Genomic DNA, 21,643 nt, shown 5'->3' on the forward strand with positions numbered 1-21,643 from the left:
TCCAACACACACTTAAAAACATTTATGGTAAGAATGGATACGCGTTTTTAAAATAGTCAAGGCCATCCACACATATCTCAATATATGCAACTCCTAGATTCAAGGGATAATAAATTGCTTTGTAAATCGAGACAGATAAATGTACAACAACTAATCTTCACCCACAAAAAACCGTTGCTCGGCAATGACATAGCCTAGTAAGGGCTATTAAATCCATACCGAACAACGGTTTGTTATTTTTTATTGTGAAGCAGCTAGCTTACCAAAGTTGCAAACGTTGGCTCTTTGGAATAAACAATTTATCGCCTTCTTTCACACCAAAAGCCTCGTACCAAGCATCAATGTGAGGCAATGCGCCATTTACACGCCATTTACCAAGAGCATGAGGATCAGACTTTGTACGGTTGCGTATCTCTTGTTCAGTGATATTTTGTCCCCAAACAGCAGCATAAGCCAAGAAGAAACGCTGGTCGGGCGTAAAGCCGTCGATGGTTTTAAGACACTTTTTAGCCTCAACATTCTTGAAAGCACAGAAGCTAACTTGCAGTCCGCCGTGGTCGGCAAGATTTTCCCCAAGGGTAAATTCACCATTAGCATTGAGGTCGGGAAGTACTTTTATGTTAGAGAAGAAGTTGGCATAAAGCTTTGCACGCTCTTCAAACCCTTTGGCATCCGATGCTGTCCACCAGTCGTTCATAAATCCATTAGCATCGTATTGACGACCTTGATCGTCGAAACCGTGTGTCATCTCGTGTCCAATAACCACACCAATTGCCCCATAATTATATGCTTCATCGGCTTTGGGATCGAAGAATGGACGCTGCAAGATACCTGCAGGGAAGCAAATTTCGTTGGTAGTTGGGTTATAGTAAGCATTCACCGTTTGCGGAGTCATCAACCATTCATCGCGGTCAACAGGCTTTCCAGCCCTTGTCATAATGTGTCTGTCGTGTGCAAATTTACGGCAAGCCAATACATTCTCGTAATACGATTTCGTGGGGTCGATGGTTAGATTGCTATAGTCAATCCATTTGTTAGGATAACCAATCTTAACATAGAATTTATTCAGTTTGTTGTGTGCGGCTGCCTTTGTAGTGTCACTCATCCATGTCTGTGCATCAATGCGCTGTCCAAGCGCAATTTGCAGGTTACGCACAAGTTGCTCCATCATTTTCTTTGATGTTTCTGGGAAGAAACGAGCCACATACATCTTACCCAAAGCCTCTCCCATCGTAGCTTCCACTTGGTTTGTGGCCCGTTTCCACAATGGATATTCCTCTTTCCGACCTGTCATGGTTTTACCAAAGAAGTCGAAGTTGGCCAATCTAATCTCGTTAGTGAGATACGAAGCCGAGTTTTGGATAATGTCCCATTCGATAAGTGCGCGCAGATCGTCTGCAGTGGCGGCCGCATACAGTTTGTCATAACCTGCCATGAAACCAGGTTGTCCCACAACCATTTCTTGAATATAGGCCGACTTAATGCCCTCGGCGCTTGCCATTGCTTCAAGATTGATGTGCGGATAGTTATCCTTAAACTCCTTCAAGGTCATCTTATTGTAGTTGGCTTGTGGGTCGCGCAATTCAGTTACGCTTTTCGAAACCAGCGCCAACGCCGTTTCCATACGGAAAATAGCATCTCTACGAGCTTCGGCTTGAGCCTCGTTAAAGCCATAAAGGCGGAACATGCGCACAATATGTTTACGATAGGCCTCGCGAATAGCAACCGTAGCAGGGTCGTTATTCACATAATAGTCTTTCTGTCCTAGCGTCAAACCGCCTTGATTGATGTTAAGAATGTTCATCGTTGCGTTTTTCTCGTCAGCCCCGAAGAACGAACCGAAGCCCACGCCATAACCATCAACGGCATACTTTAGTTGAAATTGTTGAAGGTCGGCTTTGGTTTTAGCCCCTTCCACTTCTGCCAACAATCCTGCAACAGGAGCTAGTCCCTCCTTTTCTCGACGAGTTGAGTCCATCGCCATCTTGTAGAAGTCAGACAACTTTTGTTCAGTGCTACCAGGTTTGAACTTCTTCTTCAGCAGTTCGCCCAAAATACTGTTGATGCGTTTGTTGTTTTCTTCTCCCAATTGGTCGAAACTACCAAAACGAGAGTAGGCTGCTGGCAGTGGGTTTCGTTTTTGCCAACCGCCAGTTGCAAATTGATAGAAATCATCTGCTGGACGAACAGACTTGTCTAAGTCTGTCATCACAAGTCCCGATTGTCCTTGAGCCATGCCCAATGCAGGCGAGGCCATCATCAAGAGTGCGGGAAAGATTTGTTTCATTTTCATGTGTTCTTTTTTTGTTATTGGGTAATTATGATTAATTGATTTACTAATTACATGCTAACCTTACAGCAAAGACAAACAGAAAGTAGCCACTAAACCTGTGCCGTTAGCTGTTCAAGTGTTTCGCTCAGCTCCATCCATTTTTCGTTTTCGATATCTAATGCCCTTTGAACCGAGGTATATTCGCTTACCAACGTCATATCCGAAGCATTGCTTACATCGCTCAGTAACACGTTCAATTCCTCAATACGTTTCTCCATTGACGCAATTCGAGCCTCACATTCCTTAACAGCTTTCTCGGCTTTGCTCACCTTCTTCATCCGCTCTTTACGTTGTGCGTAGCTCTCGTTGTCGGCTTTTGGGGTCTCTTCTGCCTTAGTTGGCATGGATGCCGATGCGTGTAAGATTGAGTCGATACTTGTAGGCGAACCGTTATCTACTTGATTAGCCGATGCACTTCTGATAAAGTCGTATATGCCTCCAAGGTGTTCTTTCACCCTACCCTCACCAAACTCGTATACCTTTTCAACCAGTCCATCGAGAAACTCACGGTCGTGAGACACCACAATGGCCGTTCCGTCGAAAGCTTTAATAGCTTCTTTGAGCACATCTTTCGACTGCATGTCCAAATGGTTGGTTGGTTCGTCGAGTATAAGCAAATTAACAGGCTCAAGTAAAAGCTTAATCATAGCAAGCCTGCTGCGTTCGCCTCCGCTCAACACCTTCACTTTCTTGTCCGAAGCCTCACCTCCAAACATAAAAGCACCAAGGATATCGCGTATTTTTAGGCGTATATCGCCTTTCGCCACATTGTCTATCGTTTCAAAAACAGTTAGTTCTTCGTCTAGCAATTGAGCTTGGTTTTGAGCAAAATAGCCAATTTGAACGTTATGTCCAATTTTCAGTTCGCCCGTAAAAGGTATCTCGTTAAGGATACATTTCACCAAGGTTGATTTTCCTTCACCGTTCCTACCCACAAAAGCGACCTTTTCACCACGTTTTATGGTAAATGTAACGTGGTCGAAAACAGTGTGTTCACCGTAGTCTTTTCGTACATCTTCGCATATCACAGGATAGTCGCCACTTCGCAAACAGGGTGGAAATTTCAGTCTAAGAGCAGAGGTATCAACCTCATCAACCTCAATTGGCACAATCTTATCCAACTGCTTAATACGACTTTGCACCTGAACAGCCTTTGTTGGTTTATATCGAAACTTCTCGATAAAGTCTTTCATCTCGGCTATTTCCTTTTGTTGGTTCTCGTATGCACGCAACTGCTGTTCGCGTCTCTCAGTCCTAAGCGTAACATATTCATCGTACTTCACGCGGTAGTCGATAACCTTGCCACAAGATATTTCTAGCGTTCGGTTCGTTACGTTGTTAATAAAAGCTCGGTCGTGACTCACAAGCACCACCGAACTAGCACTTTGTGCCAAAAACTGTTCAAGCCATTGAATACTGTCAATGTCAAGATGGTTAGTGGGTTCGTCAAGCAATAGCACGTCTGGTTTGCGCAATAGTATTTTAGCTAGCTCAATACGCATACGCCATCCGCCACTAAACTCGCTTGTGGGACGTTCTAAATCATTTCGGTTAAATCCCAGTCCAATGAGGGTTCTTTCCAATTCAGCCTCATAATTATTGCCTCCCATCATCAAGTAACGCTCGTGTTCGTGGGTAAAACGCTCAACAAGCGCCATATAGTCTTCGCTTTCGTAGTCGGTTCTTTCACTCAATTCGTTATTCAATTGTTCCACCCTAGCCTTCAGTTCTGTATTATCTGCAAAGGCTTTTCGCGCCTCTTCTTTAACTGTGGTGTCGTCTTGAAGCACCATTACCTGTGGCAGATAACCCACAGTTGTGCCCGAAGGTACAGCCACATTACCAGCTGTGGGCTTTTGTTTACCGCATAATATTTTGAGCATGGTAGACTTTCCTGCACCGTTTTTGCCAACCAAGGCAATGCGGTCACGATTGTTCACCACAAAACTAACATCTTTAAACAGTGGTTTTACACTAAATTCTACCGTTAAACCTTCTACTGAAATCATCTATCTTTTATTTATTCGTACAAAGTTAATCATTTTGTTTCAAAAATTGTACAATTGTATTAGGATAAGTTTGTTATGTCTGTATTTTACAAGAACAGTGAAATCATATCGCTATTCATTTCATTAAAGCACTGATTTTTATTTACAACATAATTCTTTGTACAGCAACTGTATATAATCTCTATCCCAATCATCTGTTTTACGTCGTTCATTGTCAAACTGCAATAAGTCTATATCTATTACCACCACATTTTTTTTTCGGTCTTCGTTCGTACTTCCCATCGCCACTTCAATACTTTTAAGCACGTCTAACACTTCATCCAACTCTACACTGCAATGCGCTTGTGCCATACAGTTGATAAAAGGCGGAGAAACAATGCCTATAGCGGGAGTTGAAAGTAATCGCGAGAATTGCATATTGGGGAATGTGGCTGTTAAATATGCTTGGGCCTCCCTAATATTTTCTTCAGCCCTGATATTGCTTCCCAAAGCCAGTAATATATGGTGTATGTTATTTTCCATTTCGTTCATGATGTAATGAACCACAAAGGTACGAAAAAAATGGTATTTGCATGGTGGTGATATACTTTGCTTAGGTTTGTGATAAAATAAAAAAGGGTCGGTTCCAACCTACCCCCTAACGGGGAGTTGAGAACCGACCCAAACGAGTTGTTTACTTTATTGCCTTAATGTGTCAACGCTATACCCTATTCTGCAACAGGACGTACCGAACCGCCGAGTACACTGTTCAACACATTGAATGGTTTAATATCACTGTTAGTAAAGTCTAAACAACTGCTACTGCTTTCATAGGTAGGAATTGCCGACCAATAATAACCTCTGCTATACTTTCCGTATATACCACCTGCGTTAGCTGTACGCGAACCAATGGCGGGGAAGAAGATGGTTGCAGTAGAAGCCGTGGCATTGGTATTGAAGTTCCATCCCTTTTCCCAATCGCCTGATACATTAAACCCAGCAACATTAAAAGATGATTCTCCTGTTGTCGTAAAACCAGTAAAGGCTAGACGACCTGGCATACGGAAGCCTACTGGACTGGGGTCGTAAATGGTTTTCACAACATTATTGCCGTTATAGGCAAGACTTGTGTTCTCCATCGACCACAAATTGTATTTAAAATATACATCTGTCCAAGAACTTCCCTCGGTATAGAACTTTTCAGGATTTTGAATACCATTGCTGATAGACATGTTGTTTCCACCTTGTTCTACGATGCTGCCACCATAAGTAGTAATAGCTCCAGGAAAAGCATCCTTACGTCCAAACTGATAGAGCGTAGAAGTGAACTCTTTGTTCGAACCATGATTTTGCACGATGGTGATGTAAGAGAACTTCTTCACGCTATTGTTAGCAATTTCTTGTTCAATCTTCACGCGTACCTTACGTGGCTTATCGTAGCTTGTTGCTTCCCAATTTGACATGGTAAAACCAAGAGTATTCTTTGAGAAATTATATCTATCTCCTTGTTTGTTTACGCATTGAATTGTGCTCAATGCGTCACTATGGTCGAACCAAAGATGCCAGCTCCACATGATAACGCCACTTGCACTCTTCACAGCAATAACAGCATTGCCATTTTTGATTTTGTTAGCAGGCACATGGAAGTTCACAAACGACCTATTACCATCATTCGTTACCGACAAGCCCTCAACAATACCATCCTGATCGGCCCAAACAATCGATGCTTGAGTTGCTGGATTTGTGTTGTTTTGAATATTGATATAAGGAGTGGTAATGTCTGTTCCCGAGTGGTCTTTAAAGTTAGACAAGATCTTCTGACCCGAGTTTTGGGTTTGATAAGCACGCTTATTATCTGCACCATTCTTGATGGCATTACCATAAACCAAAGGAATACGATAATAACCTGGCGCAGATACAAGGTAGCTATTGGCGGTATTCTCAATAACATCCGTACCATTAGCGTTGGACAAGTTATAGTAGTTGCTTGCCGAACCTTTCACCGGGGCGTCTTGAAGCGCCTTGTTATAAGCAGTCAAACGGTCGACCATTACATCTACTTTCAAGGTAGCAACGCCCTGCTCAGCAGCTGTTCCACCGCTTCCATTCTCCACCGACAGGGCCGTTAGCCATGAAGGCTTTGTTGTTCCAAGATTATCCCAGCTATTTGTTGCATCATTAAATTCTTCGTAACCCACAGCTTTCCATTTAACAGGATATTGCGTAACACCATCGGCTGCTGTTCTATAGCTTCTCACTTTATAATAATCGCTAGTTGCTCTGCTGTAGGCCACCGCGACAGGACTTTCTGTTTCGAGCGTATATTCCCATGTAGACAATTTGTCGCTCAGCTTATAAGTCTTAGTAGTACCTGCTACCCACGAGCCACTAAGCGTGGTTGTTATTTCAGAACCATCGGTGAAATGGAAATAAGCAACCACATTATTACCCGTTAGAGTTTGCGGAATCATATAGAACGTGAAGTTGTCTTCATCTCTACCCATGATAACAGTGTTGGGGTTTTGGCTGGTGCTTACACTTATTCCATCTAAGGTAAAGGTCTTGCGGTCGCTTAAACTCGTTGCATCCCACACAGCACCTGTTCCGTCGAGTTTATCAGAAAGGGTGTATTTGCCCTTGCTCAATGCATTGCGAATTTCAACTTTGTCGATAGTTTTGTTCCAAGACAGGTTTTGTCCAACAGCAAACTTCACGGCTGTTAGTGCATGGCGGAAATCCAAGTTGGTTGTAGGCGCAGTTCCACGAATAGCATATTGCACATTGCCCGTGCAAGCAGTCATCAAGTCTTTTTGGTTTTTAACATCCTCTTCAACCTCGAACTCAATATAAGGATTACCAGCATACGACTTGGGAGAAAGTTGAATTTTAGTGTAATCACTAGTTACTTCGGGGAAAATGGCATAAAAACGGCCATATCTTTGATCCCAGCTCCATGGTATGCGACGTACAAGTTCGCCGTTGCTATTGGTGGTTTCCTTATAAAACCACTGAGGAGTAGCGGTTATTGCCGCTTCTGTTGCGCCCCTATGACCCGATGCCGAGAAGGTCTCTGTGATGGTTTTCACCACCTTAGCACGTGTTGCAGCGTCGGCCTGAACGGGGTTAACACCTTCAACTGTGGTTTCGATAAGACACAAACTTGCTGCTCCTGCACCGTTAACAGCCAACTTTTGCGAGGACAAATCGGTTGAAACCAGATTGGGATTAATTAATCCACGAGTTACAACATTCCCACTTTGAGCGATGGCTTTGGTTTGTGCGTCCGTAACATTAAAGGTAACAAAGGCGTCAGCATCTTTAGAGTCGCTTCCGTCTAGCAGATTGTTATCGTTACAAGACACTATCGACATGGTAGCGACTCCTGCCAACATAAGTGTTGAAAGTTTGAGTTGACCACCGTTTAAAATCTCATAAAACTTGTTTCTCTTCATCTCTGTTGTTTTAATAGAGCTTCTTTAATTTTGTTAGTACATTAAAATTGGGTTATCCTTCGATTTCTGTATCTTCATCGTCATCAACGGGCTCAATAACCCTTACGTTACCTCTATTGTCACCTCCAGGGCGAACGTTAGGACTGGTGGCCATAATTGAACACGATTCGGATAGGCAGAACACCCATGTTTGTGGCTTAATATAAGCCACAGACGCACACTGTTGTTTTCTCTCCATTTACTGATTTGTTATTAAATTAATTGTATAGTCACCCTCATATAGTGTGGGCTTTTACATCCTAATACTACCTCTTCATTAGAAAGCCGATGATACAAAGTCGAACCATCTGTAATGATGAGGTGGATAATAATTTATTGACTCTCTTTACGATTAATATTCAAACCTTCAACACACAATGATTAACGCGTTTTCATTGTGTACTCTTGTTTTAGTATTTTCGTTATATTCCTGATACGGTTTTTAATCTTTTTGACTTATATTTATTGCTCTCTGTTTTTTACTTTTCTAGCAAAAAAATCATCATCTTGTTTATTATTAAAACGCGACAAATGACTTTCAATTCATTAATAATATATACAAAGTTACAATAAAACTTCTAATAATTACCATTTTTAGGTAATAATATGCTATTGTATTTTAAATTCTCTTGAGACCCATTTTAAAATCTTACCAATATAATTTTCCTGATTTTGGATAGAAAAATAAATACTAAATAGCATCTATCGATTATCACAAAAAAATAACACGGTAAATTTGTCTTACAAGATAACAAACCATTACCCCCATCTCGCTTAGCACTCTATAACAGCAAACTTTTATCATTTAAACCCTTTCATTTGTAATCTTTGGGTTATCAGCATCTAATCAACAAATCTTCGTTTTGCTCTGAACTAGTATATGATGGTTGTACGTTAGAACTTCAACGCGGATTTACTCTATAATAATCTAGGATTATGACTACAAGGTTTATGGTAAGAAAATCAGATGAATAAACCTATGCACCTTCTACACAAAACGGCATCCCAACTTTTGTTAAATGAAGTAATTTTATTTTACGAAACACACTCACCTAACCAACCCCTTCTAGAGAAAACAGGTAAGAAAAAGAACACTATTTACGCCTTTTTCTGCCTTTCAGATTTTATTTTTACATCAATTTTTCGTCTTACTGCAGCATTTTGCACCATTTAACCTTCCTCTTTGTTCGCTTGTAGACGTTTTTCACATCCCCCCAAAATAGTATTTTGACGCTAAAAAGAACCATCTCAACCCAACTTTCGCCCCAAAAAGTTATCAAATTCAATCATTCTTGAGTTGACGACATACACCCCAAAACTGCGATATTTATCATTTAACCTTGCGTTTTGTAGGAGTTAGCTCTGCGTTTTGCAGGAAATAGCACTGCGTTTTGTAGGAGATAGCACTGCGTTTTGTAGGAGATAGCACTGCGTTTTGCTGCATTTAGCACGCTGTTTTGCTGCATTTTATCTAAATTCTCACACAAATCACGGTTTAATTCATCAAAATAAATCGCTTTATCAAGCTCCAACCACCACCCTTTTTATCTAAATAAACCTTCACGAGAATCGATTATTTGAGAGCGAGTGGGAAGTTGGTGAATTTAAAGCTAGCCACAATGTTAAATTTCAGACCGAATATTTGACACCCCCACTAAACACTAAATTTAAATAAAACAAGGATTACAAAAACAAGCTTGCACGGAGAAGACAACATGAAGCATACCATTAGCCAAGTGGAAAAATGCACTAATGTGTGGAACACACGTTAGATTTAACCCAAATTGGTCATTAGAGCCTAAACAGAATTTATTCTATTGTCGAGCAGATTGCCTGTCTTTGTCACACAGGCGTAGCGGGCTACGTCAAGTTGCAAAGACAGACAAGATGCCGACAAGAAAATAAAAGATGTTAGAAAACGATACAAAAACAAGAATTCTGGAAACATTGGGATATAATGACCACATTGGCGTTAAAGATAAAGATTTCATCAATGAATAACCCACTAACACAAAAACATCAGCACAACACCACAAACAACCCCACTCTTTGCAATGAACAACAGCAAAAAAAATCCCGAAGGACGAAATACGCCCTTCGGGAATATAGTTGCTAGACAATAAAGTCTTATTATTTCAATACACCAAGTTCTTTTCCAACCTTCACAAAAGCAGCAATACACTTATCCAACTGTTCGCGATTATGGCCTGCAGAAATCTGAACTCTAATGCGCGCTTGCTCTTTTGGTACAACAGGGTAATAGAAACCAGTAACATAAATACCTTCGTCGAGCATGCGTGCAGCATACACTTGCGACAGTTTGGCATCATAAAGCATCACCGCACAAATAGCACTTTGAGTGGGTTTGATATCGAAACCAGCCGCAATCATCTTGTCGCGGAAGTAGTTTACGTTTTCAACAAGCTTATCGTGCAATTCGTTGCTCTCGGCCAGCATCTTGAAAACCTCAAGACTAGCACCAATAATACAAGGAGCAAGAGAGTTAGAGAAGAGATAAGGACGACTTCTTTGACGAAGCATATCAATAATTTCTTTGCGGCCTGTTGTAAATCCGCCCAATGCACCACCAAAGGCTTTGCCCAGCGTTCCTGTATAAATATCAACACGACCATAGGTCTTGCAAAGTTCGCTCACACCATGTCCGGTGGCGCCAACAACACCAGCAGAGTGCGATTCGTCAACCATTACCAGTGCATCATATTTTTCAGCTAAGTCGCAAATGCGATCCATAGGAGCCACATTACCATCCATTGAGAACACGCCATCGGTAACGATGATACGGAAGCGCTGTTGTTGAGCCTCTTGCAAGCAACGTTCCAAGTCGGCCATATCAGCGTTTTGATAACGATAGCGTTTAGCTTTACATAGTCTAACGCCATCAATAATAGACGCATGATTAAGCGCATCGCTGATAATGGCATCTTCTTCGGTGAAAAGAGGTTCGAAAACACCACCATTTGCATCGAAACAGGCAGCATAAAGAATGGTATCTTCGGTTTGGAAATAGTTAGATATAGCCTGTTCCAATTCTTTATGAGCATCTTGTGTGCCACAGATAAAACGAACAGACGACATACCAAAGCCTCTACGGTCCATCATACGCTTGGCACCTTCAATAAGTCGGGGATGGTTAGACAGGCCTAGATAGTTGTTAGCACAGAAGTTAAGCACTTCTTTTTCTTTAACCGTGATAGCAGCTTGTTGAGCACTCTCAATGAGCCTTTCCTCTTTATAGAGTCCGGCTTCTTTAATCTCAGCGATACTCTTACTGAGATGTTCTTTCATTTTGCCATACATAATGATACTTAAATTTAAGTTATGTGGGACAAAGTAAATCATTTTTTTTGATACAGCAGCTATAAATGGCGTTTTTTTTACGAACTCTCAAAATTTTAAATTTCTTTAAACGTTAACTTTTTATACATATAAGAAAAAGCGTTTACTTTGCAGACGAAAAACAAAAAAACAGATAAAACAGTTATGAAAAATGTTTTAGTCATTGGATCAACAGGCCAGATAGGTTCTGAACTTACTGGCGAGTTAAGGAAACGTTATGGTAATAGTAACGTGGTTGCAGGCTATATCCAAGGTGCAGAACCAACAGGTGAGCTGAAAGAGGCTGGCCCTTGTGCCATTGCCGACGTAACAAACGCCGATGTTATTGCCGAAGTAGTGCGCAAGTACAACATCGACACCATCTACAACTTGGCTGCTTTACTCTCTGTAGTGGCAGAAAGTAAGCCTCGCTTGGCATGGAAAATTGGCATTGACGGATTGTGGAACATCCTCGAAGTGGCACGCGAAAACGGTTGCGCAGTGTTTACCCCTAGTTCTATTGGTTCGTTTGGCCCAGACACACCACGCGAGATGACACCACAAGACACCATTCAACGCCCCGCCACAATCTACGGTGTATCGAAGGTTACAACCGAGTTGCTGAGCGACTATTACCAAAAGAAGTATGGTGTTGACACGCGTTCGGTGCGCTTTCCCGGTATTATTTCGTATGTAACGCCTCCAGGCGGTGGCACAACCGACTATGCTGTAGACATCTACTATTCGGCTGTGAAAGGTGAAAAGTTTGTTTGTCCTATCGGTAAAGGTACGCGCATGGACATGATGTACATGCCCGATGCTCTGAATGCTGCTATTCAGCTGATGGAAGCCGACAAGTCTAAACTAGTACACCACAACGCTTTTAACATCGCTTCTATGAGTTTCGACCCCGAAACCATTTATCAAGCCATCAAAAAATATAAGCCAGAATTCGAAATGGTTTACGAAGTAGACCCCTTGAAACAGAGTATTGCCAATAGCTGGCCCGACCAAATGGACGACTCAGCAGCGAGAGAGGAATGGGGATGGATGCCTCAATACGACCTTGATTCGATGACAAAAGACATGCTTGAGAAACTTGCAGTGAAACTACTGAAGTGATTAAATGCCGTCACTTATCCTCTTTAAGCCCTTGCGTTGATGTGGCGACAACTACGCATAGCAATGTGACGTGGACAAAATTGTCTGCAATCTACCTGATAAAAGATACACACTTGCCGTAGACAACGGGTTGACCTTTTAGGCAAACGTTTGAGTTAACCCAATGAAAATCTGCTGAAAACAACATCAAAAATAACATCAAGGCATACTTAGAAAGAGGAATGCTCTGAAAAAAAGCGTAATGGCAGTTGCTCGCACCATATAATATGTTGGTGATCGAACAACTGCCATTCGCTATATAGATTTAACTTACTGCCTACAACCTTAACACGACCTTAAGTGACTGACCCTCTTTATCTTTCAAGCTGCGCTTTCAAGTATTTTCCTGTAACGCTTTCTTTGCATTTTATTATTCCTTCGGGTGTTCCTGCAAACACAAGCTTACCGCCTCCGTCGCCTCCGTCGGGTCCAAGATCAATCACATGGTCAGCACATTTTATCACATCCATATTGTGCTCAATCACAATCACCGAATGACCACGCTCTATCAGAGCACTCATAGCCATCAATAGTCGTTTAATATCGTGGAAATGTAATCCTGTTGTTGGTTCATCAAAAATAAAAAGCGTTGGTTCTGCTTTTTCCTGACCAATAAAGTAGGCTAGTTTTACGCGTTGGTTTTCGCCTCCCGACAAGGTAGACGAGTTTTGACCCAGCTTAATATAACCCAAGCCAACATCTTCTAGTGGTTTCAGCCTATTGACAATGGTGCTTTGCTTATTAGCAGAGAAAAACTCGATGGCTTCCGAAACCGTCATGTCTAGGATGTCATTGATATTCTTTCCTTCGTAACGCACATCCAAAACATCCTGCTTGAAACGTTGTCCATGGCATGTTTCGCACTCCAGAACCAAGTCGGCCATGAACTGCATCTCAACAGTTATAACGCCCGCACCTTTACATTCCTCGCATCGTCCGCCTTCAGCATTAAACGAGAAGTATTGAGCCGAGAAACCCAATTGCTTGGCTAAGGATTGGTTTGCAAAGAGCTGACGAATGGGTTCGTAAGCTTTAACGTAGGTAGCAGGGTTAGAACGGGTGCTCTTTCCAATAGGGTTCTGGTCAACAAATTCGATATGCTTCACCTGTTTAAGGTCGCCTTCAAGTGCTATAAATTCTCCTGGTGGGTCGGCTACATCGCCCATGCTCCGTTTAAGTGCTGGATGAAGGATACCCTTCACAAGCGACGACTTGCCCGAACCACTCACGCCCGTTATCACTGTTAGCACGTTAAGCGGGAAAGTCACGTCTATGCCTTTAAGGTTATTCATTCGTGCGCCCTTCAACACTAAGGCCTGGTTCCACTTTCGCCTCGAAGTTGGCGTTTCTATCTTTTCTGCACCTGTGAGATAAGCCACAGTATGACTGTTAGGATAGGTTTTTAAGGCGTCTTTAGTAATGCAGGATGCAGGAGCATTAAAGACGATTTCGCCCCCCAGACGCCCGGCATCGGGTCCAACATCAATAAGATGGTCGGCTTTTCGCAAAATATCCTCATCGTGTTCCACTACAACGACAGTGTTACCAATCTGCACCAGGTCGTTCAACACCTTTACCAAACGGTCAGTATCACGACTATGCAAGCCTATACTAGGTTCGTCTAGTATGTATAACGATCCAACCAGCGAGCTACCCAATGACGTAGTGAGTTGTATTCGCTGACTTTCGCCACCGCTAAGCGTATTAGATTGGCGATTAAGCGTGAGGTAATGCAGGCCCACATCAAGCAAAAACTGCAATCGGTTGTTAATTTCGGTGAGCAAACGGGCGGCAATCTTAGCATCGTAGGCGCTCAATTGCAGATTATCGAACCATGTTTTTAGTTTGGCAATAGGCATTTCCACAAGGTCGGCAATGCTCATACCATCTATTCTAACCCATGTTGCCTCTTTCTTTAGTCGCGTGCCATGGCATTCAGGACAAGTTGTTTTCCCACGATAGCGGTTTAGCATCACGCGATATTGTATCTTATACTGGTTTTCGCGCACCATCTGAAAGAAGGAGTCGATACAAATTTGCTCATTCGCATCGCTTCCTTTTTCAGAAGGAAGACCATGCCAAAGCATGTCTTTTTCCTTTCTTGAAAGTTCGAAATAAGGTTTAAAGATGGGAAAATTGTCTTTAGCGGCACGTCTACAAAACTCATCTTTCCATACGACCATCTTGTCGCCATGCCAGCATTGCACACATCCATCATAAACGCTGAGCGTAGAATTTGGGATAACAAGACTTTCCTCAATGCCAACAACCTTTCCAAAACCCTCGCAAGAAGGGCAAGCACCGAGTGGCGAATTAAATGCGAACATGTTATCAGACGGTTCTTCGAAGGTCATGCCGTCGGCTTCGAAGCGCGAAGAAAATTCGTAAGTGATATTTGAGGGGAGAAATACCAGTCTACACTCACCTTGTCCCTCGTACATAGCAGTCTCCACCGAATCGGTAAGTCGCGAAAGATGCTCCTTACTATCATCAACAGCAAGACGATCAATAAGCAAGAAATAATCCTGAGCATTGGCAGCCTTCATATTATCTTCGTTCTCTGTAAGGTCGTCAATACGCACAAAGTCGCCTTTATGCCACAAACGTGCGTAGCCTTCTTGCACAAACATATTGAGTTGCTTTTCAAACGTTCTGCCCTCTGGCACATGAATGGGTGCAAGAACAACAAATTTCGTTCCGTTAGAATATTGTTTGGTGCATTGAATAACATCTTCAACGCTGTGCTTCTTTACTTCTTGTCCTGAAATAGGCGAGAACGTTTTACCAATACGTGCAAATAGTAGGCGCATGTATTCATAAATCTCTGTTGAAGTTCCCACCGTTGAGCGAGGATTGCGCGTGTTTACCTTCTGTTCGATAGCAATAGCAGGAGGCAATCCCTTGATAAAATCGCACTCGGGCTTGCTCATATTGCCCAAGAATTGGCGTGCATAAGAAGAGAGCGACTCCACATAACGCCTCTGCCCTTCAGCATAAAGCGTGTCGAAAGCCAATGACGACTTACCCGAACCGCTAACGCCAGCAATGGCAATGAACTTATTTCTAGGAATGTTAAGGCTAATGTTTTTAAGGTTGTTTACCCTTACGCCCTTTAATTCTATATGTTTATCCATAAATGCTAATCTTATTTGAACAAGCAAAGTTACTGCTTTTCTCTTATGTTAGGAAATCAAGTGGCTTAAAAATTCATGCATTCACGAAGTGCATAGCGTAAACAGGTAACTGCTTTTCATCATTAGAGATGTACAGAGACAAAAAAAGCGACGACCTTCTCAGGCTGCCGCTTCAGATCTTCAATAGGTATTAGTCCTCTTCTAAGGTAAAAAGATTGTTTTCAGGATAACGGATGCAAAGGTAAACTTTTTTTGTCGATTTTCCAAGTATTGACTAACAAATAGATTGTTTTCTACCTTAAAAGAATATTAAATATACCTATTTTTACCCTTTTATGCATAGCTATGCATGCCTCCTAGTATATAATTTACGCCAAAATAGGTCATAAGCACTGTTAGGAAAGCCAACACTATAAACAAATGATAACACATAGCACCATTAAGAGATCTTAACGACCGGTGATGAACTGCAACGGCATAGACCATCAAGGTAATTAAAGCCCACACTTCCTTAGGGTCCCAACTCCAATATTGCCCCCAACTAACGTTTGCCCATATCGCTCCGACGAAAATTCCGATAGATAATGTAACCAGTGCAGGATAAAGAAAAATGTGCGAAAGCACCTGCAAAGCTGCTATTTGCAAGCTATAAGAGTTTGGCACCGACTGCTGTTGTCTACGTTGTTTGTTTATGCCAGCCAAATACAATGCGATGGCACTGATGCCACATACAAATGTTAGCGACAAAAGGGCGTAACTCATCATGATAACACTAACATGCAGACTCAACAAGGGGCTGTTTAATACAGGCATAATATGAGTTATAGCTGGATCCATCTGCGCAATGTGGCTCACAAGCAAGAAAAAGCCACTGAGTAGAAAACCAAAAAGTACAACGATGGGGGCTTTGTGTTGCGTGAAAATGGCAAAAAGCTGAACAAACCAAGCCACAACAAGCATCGTTTCATAACCATTAGACAGGGGTATGGTGCCCGATATCTTCCAGCGAAGCACAAGCAAAAGGGTTAAGCACACAAACGAGAGGCTCATGAAAATTAGGCTTAACCTGTTAACTAGCCTGCTGCCTCTTTGGGTTTGGCATTTAATCGTAGTATTGTCTTCATATTCTGATTTGTCCGCTTGTTGTTTGCGCGAGAGACAATACACCATCCACGCCAACAACAATAATCCTAGCGTAAGGTTAAATACAAACAAAATTGTGGTAAAGGGGATGGAATTGTAAAAACGTTCGGCTCTTGTCTGCGCTAACGACGGAATACTAGCACCACCATTTATCACCTGAAACTTGCGAAGTCCCGTAACAAGTTCTTCCACATGCGCATAATTGTCCACCATCACATCTGTGTTGATTACACTAAACAGTTCGTTGATATACCGACTATGCAACGAATCAACAGAAATTGGCAACTTATCTGTAGGCGCATACCATCTAATATTTCCTTGAACAGTTCTGAATGGAAAAACCTTGAGCAACTTACCTTGTCGTAATTGCAAAATAAGTTGCAAGCGGTCGTCAATCTCGCCAGCCTGTTTGTGAAAGCTATCACTGTTTCCTTGATACAATTCTTCAACGTAAGAAGCAAGGCGATAAGTATTACCCAATTTAAAAAAGTCGTTTGCCGAACAATAATTAGGCAATTGCAAAGTAGTTTTTAGTTCTCCATTCTTTATCTTTATAATGGGTTCGTTGCTCCAGTCGTTTCCCCAAAACACAAATCCTAGAAGCACTTGCTCTGCTGTATAGCCCTTATATGTAGCCTTTCCACATAGTTTTTTGGTAAAATCAATGGCCAAAGTCTGCATCGGACAGATGCGATTGTTATAATTTACATACACCCTACCAAACTTTTCGGCCAAGGGTTTGGGGAAAGTATGAGGCAAATTCTCTGCATTACCATAAGCACCCACCAACAACATACCCACCACTGCGAAAGCTTTACGGATAAGTGGGCTTTTAAGCGACTGCCTAAACGTGCCATTAGGCGCAATAAGCAACCATAACAAGGAAACGAATAATAATATATAACCAACATAGGTAACAGCAATGCCATAAGAATCGCTATTAATGGCAAGAGTACAACCTTTCTGATCGCTGTCGTAGGCACTTTGATAAAGTCGTACACCCTTATAGATTTTAATCTTATTCATGGCCACGAAGGCAGCAACAGTGTCGTTGTCGGCATAAAGGGTGATATGCGATTGATAATCGGCTACGGCCTCTGTGCCCTCATGATTAATAACTTTAAAGGTATCAAGGCGCACGTAAAAAGGCAAGCTACGTGTCTCTTGCTTTTTATCACTCCCTGTAATTACAAATGTGTTTGAGGCTTTGCTCTGGCGAAGATGCATCGTACCTGTATAAGAAAAGGTCTTAGTAAGCCATGCACCACATAATATAACGACCCAAGAAAAATGAAGTAAGAGCAAATACCAACGCCGCATGCGAACACGTACAATGTAAATAATGCTTGTTGAAGCCAATAATGCCCACAGCACCGCAAACCATTGCGACCCATAAATAACGTCATGGGCATCTGCGATGCAATGACTTTTCTCGTAAAAAGTGGCGTATCCCATTACGACGACAAGAAGAATATATACGAAGATAATGATTTTCTTGAGCTTTGCCATACAATATAATAGGTGCAACACTATTTGCCCATAGGGCAACAAGTGAAGCACCATTGATAAAAGGTTGTTGTATAAGAGTTTATTTTAGAAATGTTCGAAGAAGAGATAAGCCACATACCCAGCGCAGTGCATCTCTTCTACGAACATTTTTTAATTCTTTTTCTGGCGCTTCTAATCATTCAACGCCAAATTTCAACACTTTGTTATAATTCGTTCGATAATATTTAAAACTTTAACCAGTATAATTGCTCACACATTGCTTCGAATGGAGTGTTCTCCCCATCAAAACCTTAATCGAAAGCTACCCAGGAGAAAGTTTAAAACCCACCAAAAGCACTTTAAAGCGCCATCCTATATTGAGCGAAGGAACTTAACCACGGCGTCGCGATCGGCCTTTTTAAGGCGATAGAACTTCTCAGCCGACTTATAAGCATCGCCATCTTTGCTGTAAGCATGCCACATAATGGCTTCAATTTCATTACGTGCGCGACAGTCGTGCATTCTATCTTCAGCGCCAGTATTGGCTCTAGACAAGCCCCTACCCCATAATGGCGTTGTTCTACACCACGAACCATGAATATCGTTCTTCATTCTAAGCCTGTGTTGAACAAGGTCTGTATAGGGATAGATGGTTTGGTTGGGATATCTTGGTAAACTCAAGTTATGGTTAACCAATATAGCAGGGCGCCACATATCGTCATCTCCCGTCTTCCATTGTGGGCGATGGCAGTGAGCACAGCCAATAGCCATGAACACTTGTTTACCCCTTTGCACAACAGGATTTTGCAAATCGCGAGCACGAGGCACGGCCAGCCCCCTATGCCACACCATATATTGCCAGAAATTATTATCAGTCATCTCAGGCTTAAAGTTGTGATAAGGGTTGTCAAACTGGTTTGTCTTTGGGTCGAGCAATGCTCTTACGGCTGCTTTTATGCCTGCTTCAGTACCATCAGCATAATAAGGCGACTTCGGATCTTTCTTAATTGCGTTGATAACACTTTCTGTTTTCGACATCGCTTCAGCCCAAGCAGACGTTGTATAAAGATAAGGACGGTCTGAACGACTTACGTTAGTGATGTTCCACATAGCATTTGCGCCTGGACCATCTTGAAGTGATGCACGCGTCATGGCATAAGTAAAACGTTTAACCTTCATTGTTCCATCGGCCAAACGATAGTAGGCGCCATTAGATTTACCCAATGTTGGGTCGCCAGCCCAATCGTTCTTGTCCTTATTCCACATCAATGGATTAAGCTCCACACCATGACTAGCCTCCAGTTGGTATTGCTTTTTCATTTCCTCATCGGGTATGGCGTCAAGCAATCCTGTACCATAGATACCAATGGTAGACTCCAGTCTAAAAGCAAGATTAGTGGGTTTAGGGTCGGTTCTAAAAGCAGCAATATCGATATTCACCTCTGGATAGATTAGACTATACTTCTCTCCGTCTTCGAATTGCATTTTCAAACCACTTTCCATTGCCGTTACCTCTTTCCACTCGATATGCACACCGCTCTCATCTATTGGAGCAAGGAAAGGAGATGTTGCGTTGGTTTGTGGCATTCCAGTGACTTCACTGATGTAAGGTCCATCATTGCTATTAGCCCCATCAATGGGATGATATATCACAAGCAGATAACCATTGCCACTTTCTTTTGTATTGTAGCTAGTTACTCGTTTTCCATGACCATAACCAGGGTGGCAATCGATGCATTGAGAACGCACGTATGCCGGACCAAGTCCTGTAAGAATTGGCGTTTTACTGAATTGTTGAAACCTATGTTCGAACATATATTCGCCTTTATCAAAAGCTTCAACCAAGTCGGCAGCATCAACAGCTGGCGTTTGGTCTTGGTAACAGGTGCTGCCAGTGTTTTCTGTTGTGCCAAGCTTTCCACCTGGATACCATTCATCGGCAGACATATTACCAACAGCCTGGCCCACGTATTTGTAGTCGTCGTTATCGTTTTCCACTTCAACAACATCGTCTTTCGAGCACGAGACCAAGATGGAACCAAGCAAGGCAACCCCCATAAGCAATTTGTGCGATAACAATTGTTTCATAATGTTTATCTTTTATCCCTAAGGATTATATATAATATGATTTGTTCCGAAGAACTCGTTATATAAAAAAAACACCCTTGAACGTTGTGCCCTTGTGCAAACAACAGGCGCAACGTTCAATTGATGTTTTATATCTCGTTAGTTTTTCAATATCCAAGTACTAGCCTCATTGATGGCGTCATCTAGTTCCCTAACCTTATCCATCGCGTCTTTCACTTGCTTATGGCCAGGATTTTTAACAAAAGGAATACCGCTGTCTTGGCATTTCTTCAACTGGTCGAGAGCTGCTTTCAGCTTAGCTTGCAGGCTATTAGCCATTTCTGGATTATATTTAGCCAAGTAAGCCATGATAGAAGCATCAGTATAATTAGGCTGATTGATATTACCATATAGCGCATTTTGTATGCTCATAATGTTGTCGTAGAAGTCGGTAAAAGAGTTATAGCTATATGGCGACTCGATATAATTGGGGTCATCGGCCACTTGTTTACCGTCTTCATCCTCGTGAGTACTCGTTCCATTAGATACCGAAGCGCGATAAGCCTGACCCAATTTCTGCTTGCTCACCTCGGCACAAATACCCGAACAACCAGAAACAAGAATGTCTTCAACCACCTTTCTCCATGTTGCGTAAGTGCTCTTTGCCTCACCTTTTCCTGCCGACAGCATATTTTCGCCAAAGCTTGTGCCAGTTGCAGCCACTGTGGTTTTAAACAAGTCGGGATAAGCTTTCTTGCATTCGTTGATGCGCGCTTTATGAGCAGCACTAGCCTTGTCGCCCAACCACGACACCTCCAGTTGTATACAGCGATCACGTAGGTAAGCAGCAGCTGCTGTAGCAAAGATAAGTTCCTTATCACCTGTTACAGGATTAGCCTTAAATTCTTCAGCAGTTTCCACTGCGTCTTTCTTTAAATTGGCAGCCTTGCGTGGTTGTCCATCGCGAAAGAACACAAATTCGATGCCGTGAAAGCCCTTATTGGCATTGCCCAGTTTGCCAACAGCGTCAATAAAAGCAGTGCCATCCACATTAGAAATTGCAGAAAGTTTGTCAGCATCATTTAGGTCTTCGGCTAAAACACTAAGTTCCAATGGCCACGTATCGATGCTAGGGTCGATCTCAAAATCGCTTGCTGCTCCATAGAGCCATGCTTCGCTCTCCTCCCAATAGGCTCTAGCGCGCTTGTAAGAGTCACAAACTTCGTTTACTTCTGTCTGTGTAATCTCTTCACCTGCGATAGATTTCTTTTTCAATGCGGCTATTTTGTTAAACAACACTTCGGTTTCATTAGCCAGATTGGTGTAAGTTTTACTTACCACATCTTTAACATAGGTATTAGTTAAGGCTTCTAGAGTCTCTTCTTTACTCATCGTTTCAGGTGTGGGTTCTTCTTCGCTGCAAGCAGAAAATCCGCTTAACATAGCAATAGCCATTGCAAAATGCAGAGCATAACTGAAAAATCTTTTCATTGTTTTGTATTT

The 21,643-nt window shown here is 42.2% G+C and carries 12 protein-coding genes; 1 reads left to right on the plus strand and 11 read right to left on the minus strand.

Going from position 1 to position 21,643, the window contains the following annotated elements:
• Positions 1 to 259: 259 nt before the first annotated feature.
• The 7 genes from QME03_RS04065 to kbl form a co-directional block, all read right to left on the minus strand.
• Entirely contained in the window at positions 260 to 2,293 is a 2,034-nt protein-coding gene (locus QME03_RS04065; RefSeq protein WP_281723549.1) for a M13 family metallopeptidase, read from the minus strand.
• 89 nt (positions 2,294 to 2,382) lie between these two features.
• Positions 2,383 to 4,341: an ABC-F family ATP-binding cassette domain-containing protein gene (locus QME03_RS04070; RefSeq protein WP_281723550.1), complete on the minus strand. Its 1,959-nt coding sequence runs from the start codon at positions 4,339 to 4,341 to the stop codon at positions 2,383 to 2,385.
• Positions 4,342 to 4,479: 138 nt separating this feature from the next.
• Positions 4,480 to 4,863, minus strand: a complete 384-nt coding sequence (locus QME03_RS04075) for a 2-amino-4-hydroxy-6-hydroxymethyldihydropteridine diphosphokinase (RefSeq protein ID WP_281723551.1) — start codon at positions 4,861 to 4,863, stop codon at positions 4,480 to 4,482.
• 185 nt (positions 4,864 to 5,048) lie between these two features.
• Positions 5,049 to 7,772, minus strand: coding sequence for a fimbrillin family protein (locus tag QME03_RS04080; RefSeq protein WP_281723552.1), 2,724 nt, complete (start codon positions 7,770 to 7,772; stop codon positions 5,049 to 5,051).
• 52 nt (positions 7,773 to 7,824) lie between these two features.
• Positions 7,825 to 8,010 carry a hypothetical protein gene (locus QME03_RS04085; RefSeq protein WP_281723553.1) on the minus strand — a complete coding sequence of 62 codons (186 nt, stop codon included), beginning with the start codon at positions 8,008 to 8,010 and terminating at the stop codon, positions 7,825 to 7,827.
• A gap of 1,135 nt (positions 8,011 to 9,145) precedes the next feature.
• Positions 9,146 to 9,343, minus strand: a complete 198-nt coding sequence (locus QME03_RS04090; protein ID WP_281723554.1) for a hypothetical protein — start codon at positions 9,341 to 9,343, stop codon at positions 9,146 to 9,148.
• Between the two features lie 598 nt (positions 9,344 to 9,941).
• A complete protein-coding gene (kbl, locus tag QME03_RS04095; RefSeq protein WP_281723591.1) occupies positions 9,942 to 11,129 on the minus strand; it encodes a glycine C-acetyltransferase in 1,188 nt (395 codons plus the stop codon).
• A gap of 183 nt (positions 11,130 to 11,312) precedes the next feature.
• Here kbl and QME03_RS04100 point away from each other — a divergent pair, with 183 nt between their 5' ends.
• A complete protein-coding gene (locus QME03_RS04100) occupies positions 11,313 to 12,269 on the plus strand; it encodes an NAD-dependent epimerase/dehydratase family protein (protein WP_025815112.1) in 957 nt (318 codons plus the stop codon).
• A gap of 353 nt (positions 12,270 to 12,622) precedes the next feature.
• Here the strand turns inward: QME03_RS04100 and uvrA are convergent, their stop codons facing one another.
• The 4 genes from uvrA to QME03_RS04120 form a co-directional block, all read right to left on the minus strand.
• Positions 12,623 to 15,442, minus strand: coding sequence for an excinuclease ABC subunit UvrA (uvrA, locus tag QME03_RS04105; RefSeq protein ID WP_281723555.1), 2,820 nt, complete (start codon positions 15,440 to 15,442; stop codon positions 12,623 to 12,625).
• A gap of 333 nt (positions 15,443 to 15,775) precedes the next feature.
• On the minus strand, positions 15,776 to 18,094 hold the full coding sequence (locus QME03_RS04110) for a cytochrome c biogenesis protein CcsA (RefSeq protein WP_281723556.1): 2,319 nt from the start codon (positions 18,092 to 18,094) through the stop codon (positions 15,776 to 15,778).
• A 351-nt stretch (positions 18,095 to 18,445) separates the two neighbouring features.
• Positions 18,446 to 20,161, minus strand: a complete 1,716-nt coding sequence (locus tag QME03_RS04115) for a di-heme oxidoredictase family protein (protein ID WP_281723557.1) — start codon at positions 20,159 to 20,161, stop codon at positions 18,446 to 18,448.
• A 138-nt stretch (positions 20,162 to 20,299) separates the two neighbouring features.
• Positions 20,300 to 21,631: an imelysin family protein gene (locus tag QME03_RS04120; RefSeq protein WP_281723558.1), complete on the minus strand. Its 1,332-nt coding sequence runs from the start codon at positions 21,629 to 21,631 to the stop codon at positions 20,300 to 20,302.
• Between the last annotated feature and the right edge of the window lie 12 nt (positions 21,632 to 21,643).

Origin of the sequence: Hoylesella shahii, assembly GCF_937990675.1 — a bacterium.
GTDB classification, from domain to species: Bacteria; Bacteroidota; Bacteroidia; order Bacteroidales; family Bacteroidaceae; genus Prevotella; species Prevotella shahii.